The sequence below is a fragment of the Microbacterium lushaniae genome, assembly GCF_008727775.1.
In the GTDB taxonomy this organism is placed as follows: domain Bacteria; phylum Actinomycetota; class Actinomycetes; order Actinomycetales; family Microbacteriaceae; genus Microbacterium; species Microbacterium lushaniae.
Window position 1 is genome coordinate 677,921 of sequence record NZ_CP044232.1, and the last position, 13,586, is coordinate 691,506.

Here is a 13,586-nt window from a genome sequence, read left to right on the forward strand (position 1 = left end):
CGGTTCGTCAGCCCTCCAGCGCGATGCGGTAGACGTGGTGATCGTGCTCCGAAGCGAACGTGTCGGTGAAGGCGCCGTCGACGATCCTGAGCGTGCGGTCTTCACCGACTACCTCCACCGCCAGTGCGTCGACGCCGGCGGGCACCGAGAAGGTCCGCGCTCCTGAGCCGCCGTCAGTCATGGCGAAGACATATGCGTACTCGCCATGGACCTTCAGCGCTGTCTCGAGACTCGGACCGAACGACCACGTATAGGACGGGGTGTTGATCACCGGGGCCAGGGATGCGACGGATGCGTTGACAGCGCTCACCTTCGTGCGCAGTGCCTGGGAGCATTCGACGAGGGAGTAGTTGCCGCAGGTCCCGTCGTTGTTGTGCTGGAAGTACGCGATGCCGGCGGCGCCGTGGATGATGGCGTTCCAGACCGCTCCTTCGATCCTGTCGCCCGTGATGCTGGTCGCGCCGGCATCCGTGAGGTAGGGCATCGCGGTCTCGACGAAGACCCAGTTCGGCGTGGAGGCAGCCGGTGTGGAGAACTTCTCCATCTGGTCCTGCAGCCATCCGTACGCACCCGATGAGGCCGGGTTCTTTCCGGTCGGCCACGACGGCGAGGTCGGTAGCAGCCCCTGCACGTGAGGACTGGTGTAGGCGTACTTATCCACGCTCGTCACGTCCAGGAGCGCGACGTGGTCGTCCATCGTCGTGGGCGCCCAGTGCGTCTCCAGCACGCCGTTTCCGAAGTTGGCCTGCAGGAACCGGCCGTCGGCGAGCGCCTTGCGTTCGTTCACCAGGCGCTCATGGATCGCGAGTCGATCGGCCTCCGTGCCGTCAGGAGCGCATCCCGAGTAGCCCATATCGCACTCGTCGCTGACATTCCACCCGACCACGAGCGGGTTGTCACCCACCTCGGCGGCCGTCCACTCGTCGTGCGGCAGGACGGAGATCCCCTCTCGCGTGATCGTCGAGATCGGTGACCCGTCATGCTCGGCGGCCATGTAGGTGTTGATCCCGATCGCCGCCAGTTCACGTGCGTGGGACGGCTTGCCGAAGAAGACCGCGATCGGGAAGAAGGACGGGTCGGTCCATCCCGCGGCGGTGGGCTTGTCCCATTGGCCGTAGTACTCGGGCCCGCCCCACCATGGCTCGGTCGGCAGGTCGAGGACCGCCGGCGGTCCGGGATCGGTCGGCGCGGGCGTGGGCGTGGGCGTCGGGGTCGGCACCGCGGTGGGCGCCGGGGTCGGCACCGCGGTGGGCGCGGGGGAGGGGTCAGGGGATGCCGTCGGCGCCGGCGCCGGGTTGCCCGGTCGCGGCGGATCGGTCGGCGCCGGGTCGGGGACCGTGGCCGGCGTCAGGAGCACGTCGACGTAGTAGTTGGAGTTCCGGTAGTTCTGCGTCGGGAACGCACCGCTGCCGTACGCGTACACGCCTGCTCCCGCCGGAACGGTGAAGTACTCGTTCTCGATGCCGGTGTCGAAGAAGTGCGCGTCGGCGGCGTAGCGGCCCTCAGGTGCCAGGTACGACACGACGTACTCCGTGCCCGCGGTCACATCGATCGGCGACGCGAGCTCGGCGGTCTGCCATCCGGCGTCGGTGCCGGCAGGGAAATCGGCGCGCGCGAGCACCCCGCCGGCAGCATCCCACAGCGTGCCCTCGTGCGGACCTGGGTTGGCCTCGGAGCGATAGAACCGCAGTGCGGTGATGGTGCCGTCGACCTTGGGAGTGAACCGCATCCCCACCTCGACCGAATCGCGATCGGGATCGACGGCCTGCGCGGGCTCGGTGTCATCCGGGAAGGCCCCCGCAGCCGGCGGCTGGGTGGGCTCGGGCGACACGGTCGGCTGCGGATCGACCGGCACGTCGACGACGCCGCGGAACGCCACGTCGACGTAGTAGTTCGAGTTTCGGTAGTTCTCGGTCGGGAACGCGCCCGAGCCGTAGGCGAAGACCCCGGCCCCGGCCGGGATCGACAGGGCGTCCGTCTCGACGCCCCGGTCGAAGCCGCGCTCATCGGCGGCGTAGCGCCCATTCGGTGCGTGATAGGACACCACATACGTCGCGCCCGCGCTCACCGTGACGGCGGGCGACACGTCAGCGGTCTGCCACCCCGTCGAGGTCGCCTCAGGGAAAACGACTCGGGCGAGCACCTCGCCCGAGGCACTCCACAGCGTGCCGGTGTGCGGACCGCGATTGGCGGTGGTCCGGTAGAAGCGGATACCCGTCACGACGCCGTCGGTCTTGGGCGTGAACCGCATGCCCAGCTCGACCGGATCGCGGTCGGCGTCGACGGGCGTCTGCGGCGTGGCCGTGCCGGGGAACGCGCCGGCGGATGTTGCGGCCTCGTCGGGCACCGCCAGGTCGGAGGATGCAGCCTCGTCGGTGAGTGAGGACGTCGCGATGCCGGTGACCCCCGCTGCCACCGACAGCGGGGCCTCGTCGTTGACGGTGCCGGCGTGCGAACGAGGCGTGGCCGCGTCTGCGAACACGCTCACGGCCGTGGATGCGGCGGTCGGAGGCTCGTCCCTGTCGGCGTGCACCACCATCGAGGAGACCATCGCCACGCATGTCGCGAGGGCGAGGCAGACGAGGGCGAGACCGCTCGTGAGCAGTCGCGGGAAGAGGGACGGGCGTGTCTTAGTCATTACGGGGCGCTCCATGGCTCGACAACGTGCGTTGAACGCCCCTGCGCCGACCGTACCAGCGATGACCCTGCTTTCCCCGAGATCTCATGCTCTTCTCATGTCGGCGCGCCGCCCGGACCACCGCCACCACGAGGGCGCCGACGGTCGCGCCGGCGACATTGGCGAGGATGTCACGTGCGCTCGCGGTGCGGCCGGGGAGGGCGAGCTGTACGATCTCCGCTCCCGCCGAGAGGATGAGGGCGGCCGCGATGCCCACTCCGGGACGGCGGAACGCGAGGGTCACCAGAGCACCCAGTGGCGTGAACAGCGCGACGTTCGCGCCGAATTCGACCCATCCCTGCCGCACCGCCGCGAGCCCGACGCCGTCACGCAGCCATGCTGTGGCCTCCGCCACGAGCCGCTCGGGCGAGACGGGAGACAGCAGGATCGTGAGAGCGGCCGCGACGTACACCGCCACGCCGATGAGCGCCCAGGGCACGCGCCGCGTGACAGCGCCCGTGCGGCCGGCGGGCACCCTGGATGCCCGCACGCCGGTCAGGGTCCGCTCCGAACGACCGAGGGCGACCATGCGTGCTCGATGAAGACGGTCGGGTCACTCGCGCCGTCGGCCGCGAGCTGCCACACGTCGGTGTCGCCGACGGCGCCCTCACGCGGCATCCCGTACAGGATGGTGTCGTCGTCGAGCCACTCGATCTGGTCGTCGATGCTGCGGGGCTCCGGGAGGACGGTCACCTCGCCGGTGGCGAGGTCGTAGATCGCCGGCGTCCACCGCACCGCAGCGCCGGAACCCGAGGTGACGCGCTTGAAAGCGACCCGGGTGCCGTCCGGCGAGACGGACGGGCACTCCACGTTCTCGGCCAGCGTCGTGAGCGTGCGCGCGGGGATGTCGCCGCGCACCAGGTAGGTGGCCTCCGAAGCCGTCAGACCCACCGTGGCGTAGAAAGTGGTGTCGTCGACGAAGGTGACACCCCAGAAGTTGCGGTCCTGCGGCGTGGATGCGGCCCCGTCGACGATGAGGGTCCACTCCTCAAGGTTGCCCATGCTCTCGCCGTCGGCGGTGCGGATGACGGTCTCTGTCGAGAAGCCCACCGTGGCGTAGGAGTGCCCCGTCACGAACGACGTCGTCGCCACGAGCGCTCCGTCCGCCGAGATCCGGGTGCGGCTCGGGATGCCCGGCAGCGGCCACTGCTCCAGCTGGTCGCCCTGGCGTGAATACAGGGTCGCCGAGTACGACGGGACGATGCCGCGTTCGATCCGCAGGCACGAGAACTCGACGTCCGTCGCGTCGACGCGGTCGCACGCCACGCTGTCGACGACCCGTGCTCCCTCCGGATCCGACAACGGGACGCGCGCGATGTGCCCGTACCCCGACCCGGAGGCGGTGTTTCGGAAGACGACGTGATCTCCGTCGATCTCGTCCCCGGCGCCCGCGACGTCGACCGCACTGGGGGCTTCCGCCCGAGCCTGATACTCACGCCACGCGACGACCCCCACGACCGAGGTCGCCGCCAGCGCCGCGCCCGAAACGATCGCCACGATCATCCACTTGCGGCGATCGTTCACGCCCTCATCGCTTTCGGCGAGGCGAGGAGAGGCCGCAGCAGGATGGCCACGCAGGGGATCGCGATCACGAGGACTCCCGCGACCACCAGCATCGAGGCCTCCCGGCCGATGGCGAACCACAGCAGGCCGAATCCCGCCGCGGAGATGAAGCGGGCGATCGCCACGAACGTCTGCGCGGCCGCGATGCCCGTGCCACGGGTCTCCGGCGTCGTCAGTTGCGCGGCCAGCGCCGCGAGCACTCCATCGGTCGCGGCGTAGAAGGCGCCGAGGAACACCAGGCACAGGATGGTGGCGGCGATGTCGGCCACCGGCAGGGCGGCCACGACGTACGTCGCGAGGAGTGCGAGGTGGCCGAGCACGAAGACGCGAGCGCGGCCGATCCGGTCGGCCAGCTTGCCCAGCGGGAGGGCAAAGGCCAGGAACGCCACGTTGGTTCCGACATAGAGCAGCGGGAACCACTGCGCGGCGAAGTCGCTGCGCGCCTGCAGCACGAGGTAGATGAACCCGTCGCCGATCGTCATGAGGCCGAGGATGCCTGCCGCGGCCAGGACGCGACGAATCGGACCGCGCGTGATCACCGACCATGCGAAACGCTCGCGCTTCGGACGCGGCCCGCCCGCGGGCCGCGTCTCGCGGCGGCGGGTGCGGACGTTCGGAACGACGAGGGCGAGGATGACGACCCCGATGGTCGCGAAGGCCAGCGACGCGGCGAACACCGTCAGGTAGCCGTCGGGGATCACCAGCAGGATCACGAACGCGATGAGCGGTCCGAGCGCGGCGCCGATGTTGTCCAGCATCCGGTGGACGCCGAACGCCGTACCCAGTTTCTCCGGATCGCTCGTGGCGGTGATGAGAGAGTCGCGCGGGGCGGTGCGGATGCCCTTGCCGATGCGGTCGGCGGTGATGACGGCGGTGAGCGCTGCGAACCCCGAGCCGAAGAGGAGCCCGACGCGGGCGACGGCGGCGAGGGCGTAACCGACGAAGGCCACCCATTTGGGCTGGTCGATGCGGTCGGAGGTGTAGCCGCCCGCGATGCGCACGAGCGCGCTGACGCCCTGATACAGGCCGTCCAGCACGCCGAACGCGATCGTCGAGAGCCCCAGGACCCCGGTGACGTAGAGCGGGAGGATCGCCGAGACCGACTCGGACGAGATGTCGGTGAGCAGCGACACGACGCCCAGGGTGATGACGGTCGACGACACCGTGCGCAGGCCCGCTGGACGCGGGGCTCCCGGCGCAGGCGCGTCGCCCTCGGCGGGATCCCCGTCGGGCGCGGGCGTGTTGGTGAGCGAGATGTACATCGTGCTCACCCCGCTCTCAGCACGCCGTACACGGTGTACACCGTGCCGGTGCCCGAGGGGGCCTCCGCGGCCACGGTCACCGACGAGAACGCGTCGCGGTAGGACGTGGCGGGGCCGGTCTCCGGCGCGGGCGCCAGCCCGAGTGCAGCCCACCGTTCGGCGTAGTGCGCGGCGATGTCGCTGCCGGATGCGTCGGAGCGGGCGATGAGGGTGAACTGGAGCACGTCGCCCTCCACGGCGAGCGAAGAGTCCAGGACGTCGGAGCCGTCCAGCGGCGCGGCCAGGTCGGCCGGGTAGCCCTCCACGAGCGCGCCCTGCGCCGAGGCCGGTTCCGGAAGCGGGGCGGCGATGCGCGGGGTGGCGGGTGCGATGGCCGGCAGCCGGTCACTCGGCGGAGCCTGCTCGTCCGGCGGCAGCACCTCGCTGCCCGCTTCGGGCGTGGCGCCGGGGACCGGTCCCGGTGCCGCGGCGGTGGTCGCCGTGCGCGGTGACGCCGGCGGTTCCGCGGACAGCAGGAGCCATCCGCTCAGTACCGCGCCGGACGCGACGAGAACCGCCGTGACGACCAGTGCGACCCGCATATGCGGCGTCAGCATGCGCGAACGCGCAGATATCCCCATCGAGCCATTCCCCAAGTCCCCCACGACGACGCAGCTCGAGCGCGGTCATGATCATGCCCCAAGACGATCGATTCCCCCCGGAACCTGATCGCCGCTTCTGGGCGAGTCTAACCCGTCGCCCCAGCCAGGGGAACCGCCGGGTCAGGATTGGTGTGCGGCGCGGCTGCGCCGGTCGCCCCGGATCATCCGGCGCCCACGAGCGAGTCCGGAGCGGCGCTTCCGCGGGAGGAATCATCGCGCTCCCATCCGTCGGCGCCGCGGCGGCCGGCTCCTCGTGCGCCGCGGCGCGCGTCCATCGCGAAAGCGGCGTAGATGGCGGCATCCGTCGCCGATAGCGGCCCGCGGACGCTGCGGGCGAGTTCTCGAGCCGTGGACGCGCCCGTGTCCACCCCCTGCTCCGCCGGCCCCCGCCGCATCCGGATGAGGACGCGTCGCAGTGCGCTCGTGCGCCGCGGCACCGACACGGTCACCGGCTCGGTGACCGGGAAGGTCTTCTCCTCGGGCGCGAACAGCCCGTCGACGTACAGGTCGTCGGCGGTGAACGAGGGGAAGTGCCCGATGCGGGCGTGACCGGCCCGCGTCACGCCGTAGACGCCGGCCCCCCACAACGCGGCGGAGGTCGAGGACATCCGCTCGCGTGCCCGGTAGTACGCCCGCACGATCGGCGATGCGCCGCGCAGGTCGAGCCGGAAGGAGGGGCGTCCCGCGAGCGCCGTGCCGCCGCTGAGGGCGGTGATGACCGGGGCAAGGGCAGCCGGCGGCACGACGATGTCGGCATCGAGGTAGAACCTCGGCCACACGCTCGCGTGCGCGTCGCCGAGGTTGAGGGCGGCGGTCTTCGACGCCTCCTCGGTCTCGAGGACGCGCACGCCGGCATAGGCGCGCGCGCGATCGGCGGTGTCGTCGGTGCAGCCGTTGCACACCACGACGACTTCGAGCCGGCCCGCGGCGGCCAAGTGGGCCAGGGGGGCCAGCGTGCGGTCGATCACCGCGGCCTCCTGGTGTGCGGGGATCACGATGGACGCGCGCGGGAACGCGTCGACCTGCAGGGGATCCCTGCGGGCGTGCGGCAGTGCGGCCCACCGTCTGCTGCTCCACAGCGCCCACCGGGAGCGGGCGTTCGCGGGCGAGCGGCGCAGCTGCTCCCCGGCGATCACGGCAACGCGGAACACGCCGGCGACCAGCGGCCGATGCTTCTTCATGTAGCGCACGCGATTGACCGCCAGGAGCGCATCGAGGTCGGGCGAGGCGCCCGACCCGCCTCGCCGATGCGTCGCGCCGGCTGCGGGGTCGAACCAGACGAGCCAGCCGGCGTCGCGCAGACGGCGCTGGATGTCGGACTCCTCCGAATAGAGGAAGAAGCGCTCGTCCCATTCGCCGACGACCGCCGCGGCGGGAGCAGACAGGAGAAGCGCGGCACCCGTGGCCCAGTCGACGGGGTGCGACCACGCGTACTCGCGGGGATCGCGGACGTACTCCGAAAGCGGTGCGGGACGACGCTGCCAGTACCGGCCGATCACGGCGTCGGCCGCGGCGCGCAGGACGGTGGGCTCACGGCGCAGCGAGAAGTAGACCGAGCCGTCCTGATCGCGCAGCAGCGGGACGACGGCGCCGATGCGCGGGTCGCTGCGCAGGCGACGGAGCATCCGCGGGATCGAGCCGGCGTCCAGGCGCAGGTCGGGGTTGAGGATGAGGATGGCCTCGGCCTCGCCGACGTGCCGCATCGCGGCGTTGATCGCGCCGGAGTACCCGAGGTTGCCGCCCGTGCGGACGGTGACCACGTCGGTGTGCTCCGACATCATGGCGACGGTTCCGTCTGTCGAGGAGTTGTCGGCGACGATGACCCGCAGCGGCATCGCGCGGGCCTCGCGCCGGAGATCGGGCAGGAGCTGGCGGATGTCGTCGGCGCTGTTGTAGGACACGATGACGACCGCGACCTCCACCGGCCCCTCGGGGGAGAAGGCATCGCCTCGGTCCAATCCGCGTTCGTCGGCTCGTCGGCTCTCGCTCACGACCGCCATCCTTTCGTCGTCTTCATCGTCTTCGTCGTCTTCGTCTGCTTGGGGGATGCCGTCATCGACCGGGGCGCGGCGAACCGGCGCGCCACTGGCTCGCGCGCCGGTTCGTGCCCCTGCCCCGCGATCGCGGCGTCACCCGCCTCGGGGGAAGCCCGGACGGGTGAGGGGCACACCCGCCCGGACGATATGCGTCGGGTGGGACGAAGCCCCCACAGCGACGAGTCGGTCAAGTGGCAGCTCATGCCCGCGTGGGGGAATGCGACCGCCGCACGGCCAGATAGGCCGGCGGTCCTTCGATGAGATACCGGCGGGCAAGTCGCCGTGGCTCGAGCATGAGCCGCCACATCCACTCGAAGCCCGCCGCCGCCACCCAGCGCGGGGCGCGTGAGACGCGCCCGGCCAGGAAGTCGACGACGGCTCCGAAGGCCAGCAGCGTGCCTGCGCCGGTGGCCGAGCCATAGGTGTCGATCCACTCCTCCTGCCGGGGCTTGCCCAGGCAGACGATGAGGATGTCGGTGCCGCTTTCGCGGATCTCCGCGGCCACGGCGCGCGAGCGCGCCGGATCGGAGATCTCTTCGCGCGGCGGAGTCCAGTGCCCCGTGAAGCGCAGCCCCGGCCACGTGCGCGCCAGGCGCTCGCGCAGCGGAGTGCTGACCTCGGGAGAGCCGCCCAGGACCGCCACGGAGAGGTGGCGCCGGTCGGCGTCGTCGAGGATCTGCACGATGAGGTCGCTGCCGGCCAGCCGCGGGACGTCCGCGTGGACGACCCGCTGGGCCTGATGGGCGATCGGCGCCCCGTCGATGAGGTGCAGCCACTCCACGTCGCCGGCGCCCAGTCGCCGCCGGCCGGCGCCGAAGTGATGCACGTGGTCGAGGTTGATGGACGAGACGGCGAGAGGTGCCGGATGCGGCGGCCGGGCCGAGTCCGTGATGACCCGGAGGGCGCCGGCCTCGTCGGTGACGTGCACCGGGCATGCCGCGATGTCGATGCGGGGCACGTCGTCCAGCCGATGGGAACGCCCGGAGTCCGGGGCGTGCGCGGCCTCGGGTGCCGTCGGCCGTTTGGCCGCGACGGGGGTGGGCTTGTGCAGGGTCATGTTCAGTACGCTCCCGTCCCGCGCAGCATGACCTTCGCCGTGCGGACGATGATCATGAGGTCGGTCATGACCGACCAGTTCTCGACGTAGTGGAGGTCGAGCCGAACGCTCTCCTCCCACGACAGGTCGCTGCGTCCGCTGACCTGCCAGAGCCCCGTGATACCGGGCTTGATGTAGAGCCGGCGGAACACCGGCTCGTCGTAACCGCCCAGTTCGCTGGGCAGCGGCGGGCGAGGCCCGACCACGCTCATGTCGCCGCGCAGGACGTTCCAGAACTGCGGCAGCTCGTCGAGCGAGTACTTGCGCAAGACGGCGCCCACCCGGGTGACGCGCGGATCCTGGCGGAGCTTGAACAGGGGGCCCGCGCCGTCGCTGCGCGCCACGAGGTCGGCGACCTCGAGCTCCGCGGACGCGCGCATGGTGCGGAATTTGACCATGTCGAACTCGCGGCCGTCCTGGCCGACGCGGCGCTGGCGGAAGAAGACGCCCCCGGGTGAATCCAGCGCGATCAGCAGTGCCAGCAGTGGCGTGACCAGCCCGATCGGGATGAGGGCGACCGCGGCGAGGCTGATGTCCAGGGCCCGCTTGAACGCGTGACGTGCGCCGTCGAAGGTCGGGATGCGCACGGAGATCAGCGGCAGCCCCACGACCTGGCGCAGGGAGATGCGGGGCCCGGCGACATCGGTGAGCCGGCTGGAGAGGACGAGGTCGGCGGCGGTGCCCTCGAGCTGCCAGCCCAGGCGCCGGATGGCGTCGGGGTCGTCGAGGTGACTGGCGACGATGATGGTGTCGGCTCCGAGGTCGCGGGCCACGCGGGCGGCCGCATCCGGGGTTCCGAACGAGCGGTAGGAGCGCGTGCGCACCGTGAGCTCTGCGCCGGAGTCGCCCTCCAGCGCGGTGCCGACGACGTCGTAGCCGCACTGATCGTCACGCTGCAGCGTGCCGATGACGTGGGCGACGTCGGAACGGCGACCCACCACGATCGCGCGGGAGATGTACCGGCCCGCGCGGCGCTGGGCCACGAGCCAGCGGCGCCACCGCCACCGCGCGACGAGGAGACCGAGCAGCCCGAGGGGCAGGGCGATGACGAGCTGACTGCGCAGCCCCTGCCACTGGAAGACGATGAAGGCGATCGCGATGATGCCGAAGGCCAGGCCCGTGGCGTGCGCGACGCGCTTGTACTCCGTGCTGCCGGCTCCGGTGATGCGGGGCTGGCGGCTCTGGAAGGCGGCGAGCATCAGCAGCCACACGAGGGCGGTGGCCAGCGGGATGCGCGCGGGGATCCATGGATCCTGCACGAGCGATCCGGGGGCGAGGGTCAGCAGCTGCAGCAGCGAGGCCGCGCACGTGCTGGCGGCGACCACGATCGTGTCGGTGACGGTCAGGCGCACGCGGTATGCCCGCTCCCACAGCAGCCGGCGCTCCAGCGACGGGATGGCGCGCGGACCGACGCCCAGAGCCGGCCCCGCCGGGCGGGCGACGGTGAAGCCGCCCGCGTCGACGACGGGCAGCGAAAGGCCCGGCGCAGCGATATCGACGGCGGTCATGACCGTGCCCTCGAATGCTGCGGCGGCCGCGCTACGCGTCCCCGCGCACCGTCGACGATGCGCAGCCGCGCACCTTCGACGGTGCGCGGGTACGCCAAATAACGTCTCCCCATGGACGTCGTCCCCAATTTCCCCAGTGAGCGGGCGTGATCCCGCTGTATGCACCCGAGGTGACCCTGATCCCGACCCCAGATCGGGAGGTCACGCACTGCCGACCCCTCGGCGTGCGTCCTCGACATCTTGCGATGCCTGGTGCGGGATGAATACAACCACAGGTTCGGGCTGCGCGGAAGCCCCCGCTCATCACCGGCGTGTCGCACGCGTTTGGGTTCTCGCCGGATTCGCGCTACAGTCTCGAACCTGCAGGCACTCCACTGGGGAGTTGAGAGTCTGCGAGCCTATTGGGGAGGGCAATCCGCATGCGAACCATCGCAGCGGCCGTGTTCGTCGGGGTGCTTATGGGAGCACCCGTGACGGCCGGCGTCGCAACAGAGTCCAGATACACACCGGTCGACCCGTCGACTGCCACACTGGCCGGCTCGGCCGTCGTCATGGAGTGCCGTTCAGGCGATTCGTGGATCGACTACCGCGTGCAGCTGACGGTGCCCGACGACGAATCCGTCGTCGCCACGGCGCTGCTCGTGGTCGAATCGACAGACCGCACCGAGACGGTGTCGCTCGGCCAGGTGACCGAGGGCGCCACGTCGGGCCAGGTCCGCGTGCCGGCGGAGGCGGCGGCCTTGACCGCCGCCGACCCGTCGGCCAGCGTGACCATCCGCCTCGAACCGTCCAGCGCACCCGCATTGCGTGTGCCGCTGGCGGCGAGCTCGTGCGCCACGGCGGCACTTCCGGCGACCCTGCCGTTCACAGGGCTCGAGCCCTGGGTGCCGGCACTCGGCGCGGTGGGGGTCGCCCTCGTGGCCGCAGGCACCGCGGTCACCGTGCTGCGTCGCCGACGCGAGAGCTGACGGGCGTGGCATCCGTCGCCCTTCGGAGGCGGCGGCGGACGGCGGTGCTCACGGGCTGCGGCGCGGCGGTGCTCGCCGTCGCCGCGACCGGGTGGGTGGGGGCGCAGGCGTGGCAGGCAGCCGAAGAGCTGGCCGCCGTCGTCCCGCTCGCCGACGAGCTCGGCTCCGCCGTCTCCGCGCGCGACTTCGACGCCGCTCGCGAGGTCGCCGGTCGCTTCCGCACGCACGCCGACCGCGCGCACGAGCTGACGACCGGACCGCTGTGGCCCGTCTTCGAGGCCGTGCCGGGTCTGGGTCCGAACCTGGCCGCCGTGCGCACTGTTTCGCAGCAGCTGGCCGTGGTGGCCGGCTCCGTCGTGGAGCCGGTGCTGGATGCCGCCGGCTCGCTGGAGACGCGGCGGGATCCGCTCGCCCTCGCCGACGCGTCCGCGCCGTTGGCGGAGGCATCGGCGGCGATGGTCTCGGCGCGCGAGGCGGTCGACGCCGTCGACGCCGGCGCCCTCGTGCCGCCGCTGGCCGACGGCGTCGAACGCGTGCAGGGGGCACTGGCCACCGGCACCGGCGTCGTCGAGGGATTCGCGCAGGCCGGCGCCATCGTGCCGGGCCTGCTCGGCGCGGGCGGTCCGCGCGAGATCCTCGTGATGCTGCAGAACACCGCCGAGGTGCGCACCGGGGGCGGGATCACGGGCAGCTTCGTGCAGCTGCACGCCGAGGACGGCGAGATCACGCTCGTGCGTCAGGCAGAATCGGGCGCCTTCGCGCCCAGGGACGCGGCCATCGCGCCGGTGCCGGATGCCGCCACGGCGCTGTACGGCGACGTCGTGGGCCGCTTCGTGCAGAACGCCACGATGACCCCCGACTTCACCGCATCCGCGCGCCTGGCCTCCGCATGGTGGCACTCGGCCTACGGCGTGACGCCGGACGCCGTGGTCTCGATCGACCCGCTCGTGCTCCGCGCTCTCCTGGCGGTGCACGGACCGGTCGCGCTGCCCGACGGCACGCAGCTGAGCGCCGACGACCTCGTGCACCGCCTGCTGGTCGAGCCGTACCTGCATCTGGACCCCGAAGGTCAGACCGCCTACCTGCAGCAGGTGAGCGCGGCGGTGCTCCCGGCGCTGACCGCCGACGCCGACCCGCTGGCGTGGCTGCCCGCGCTGGCGCCGGTGATCGCCGAGGGCCGGGTCTCGGTGTGGAGCGCCGTGCCGGCCGAGCAGGAGGCGCTGGCCGCCTCGGCCCTGGGCGGTCCGAGCGCGCGGCTGGACGCGGCCGGCGACGACGCGTGGGCGGTCTACTTCAACGACGCCACGGGGGGCAAGATGGGCAGCTACCTCGACGCGGCGGTCGAGGTCGAGGTCCGCTCCTGCGGCGACGGCCCGGGGGAGGCGATCGTGCGCGTGGAGCTCGCCAACACGGCGCCGGCCGACACCGTCTCCGACCTGCCCTTGAGCATGACCGGCGGCGGGCTGTGGGGGACGGGGGTGGGCGACATCGGCACCAACGTGACCGTGGCCGCCCCGCCCGGCGTCGATCCGGCGGGGGTCACGGGGATGAAGGGCGGTGAGCCCGCGGCGGAGAGCCTCGACGGCGGACGCTCCTTCACCGCGGTCCGCGTCAACGTCTCACCCGGTGAGGCCGAAGTGGTCGAATTCCGCTTCCTCGTTCCGGGCGGTGACGCGGCGACACCGGTCGTGCTGCACACCCCGATGCTCGGACCGGTTCCGGTGCAGGTCGTCACCGCGCCGGCGTGCGCGGGCTGAGCGCTGCGAGATCGAACCCCGTGCGCGGCCGGTGAGACGCCTGTCGCGCACAGGGTTCGATGCTGCGGGAGCGTTCTC

At 71.8% G+C, this 13,586-nt stretch carries 10 protein-coding genes; 2 read left to right on the top strand and 8 right to left on the bottom strand.

Annotated elements, in window-relative coordinates:
* Positions 1–7: 7 nt before the first annotated feature.
* The 8 genes from F6J85_RS03160 to F6J85_RS03195 form a co-directional block, all read right to left on the bottom strand.
* Entirely contained in the window at positions 8–2,638 is a 2,631-nt protein-coding gene (locus F6J85_RS03160) for a DUF4082 domain-containing protein (protein WP_191906730.1), read from the bottom strand.
* Complete coding sequence (locus tag F6J85_RS03165) at positions 2,631–3,167, bottom strand: VanZ family protein (RefSeq protein ID WP_191906731.1); 537 nt, start codon at positions 3,165–3,167, stop codon at positions 2,631–2,633. Before F6J85_RS03165 ends, F6J85_RS03160 begins: the two co-directional genes overlap by 8 nt.
* Before the next feature lie 5 nt (positions 3,168–3,172).
* A complete protein-coding gene (locus tag F6J85_RS03170) occupies positions 3,173–4,201 on the bottom strand; it encodes a TolB-like translocation protein (protein WP_238707044.1) in 1,029 nt (342 codons plus the stop codon).
* A complete protein-coding gene (locus F6J85_RS03175; RefSeq protein WP_150927136.1) occupies positions 4,198–5,502 on the bottom strand; it encodes an MFS transporter in 1,305 nt (434 codons plus the stop codon). The genes F6J85_RS03170 and F6J85_RS03175 overlap by 4 nt, the downstream gene beginning before the upstream one ends.
* A 5-nt stretch (positions 5,503–5,507) precedes the next feature.
* The gene (locus F6J85_RS03180) at positions 5,508–6,098 is read right to left on the bottom strand and encodes a hypothetical protein (protein ID WP_150923796.1); all 591 of its coding nucleotides are present in this window, start codon (positions 6,096–6,098) and stop codon (positions 5,508–5,510) included.
* Between the two features lie 206 nt (positions 6,099–6,304).
* The gene (locus tag F6J85_RS03185) at positions 6,305–8,134 is read right to left on the bottom strand and encodes a glycosyltransferase (protein WP_191906732.1); all 1,830 of its coding nucleotides are present in this window, start codon (positions 8,132–8,134) and stop codon (positions 6,305–6,307) included.
* A 244-nt stretch (positions 8,135–8,378) separates the two neighbouring features.
* On the bottom strand, positions 8,379–9,236 hold the full coding sequence (locus F6J85_RS03190; RefSeq protein ID WP_150923798.1) for a WecB/TagA/CpsF family glycosyltransferase: 858 nt from the start codon (positions 9,234–9,236) through the stop codon (positions 8,379–8,381).
* Between the two features lie 2 nt (positions 9,237–9,238).
* Complete coding sequence (locus tag F6J85_RS03195) at positions 9,239–10,783, bottom strand: sugar transferase (RefSeq protein WP_150923799.1); 1,545 nt, start codon at positions 10,781–10,783, stop codon at positions 9,239–9,241.
* Between the two features lie 419 nt (positions 10,784–11,202).
* On the opposite strand from F6J85_RS03195, the gene F6J85_RS17635 reads away from it, so the two are divergent.
* Positions 11,203–11,751, top strand: a complete 549-nt coding sequence (locus F6J85_RS17635; RefSeq protein WP_191906733.1) for a hypothetical protein — start codon at positions 11,203–11,205, stop codon at positions 11,749–11,751.
* A gap of 5 nt (positions 11,752–11,756) precedes the next feature.
* Positions 11,757–13,508, top strand: a complete 1,752-nt coding sequence (locus tag F6J85_RS17640; RefSeq protein ID WP_191906734.1) for a DUF4012 domain-containing protein — start codon at positions 11,757–11,759, stop codon at positions 13,506–13,508.
* Positions 13,509–13,586 lie beyond the last annotated feature (78 nt).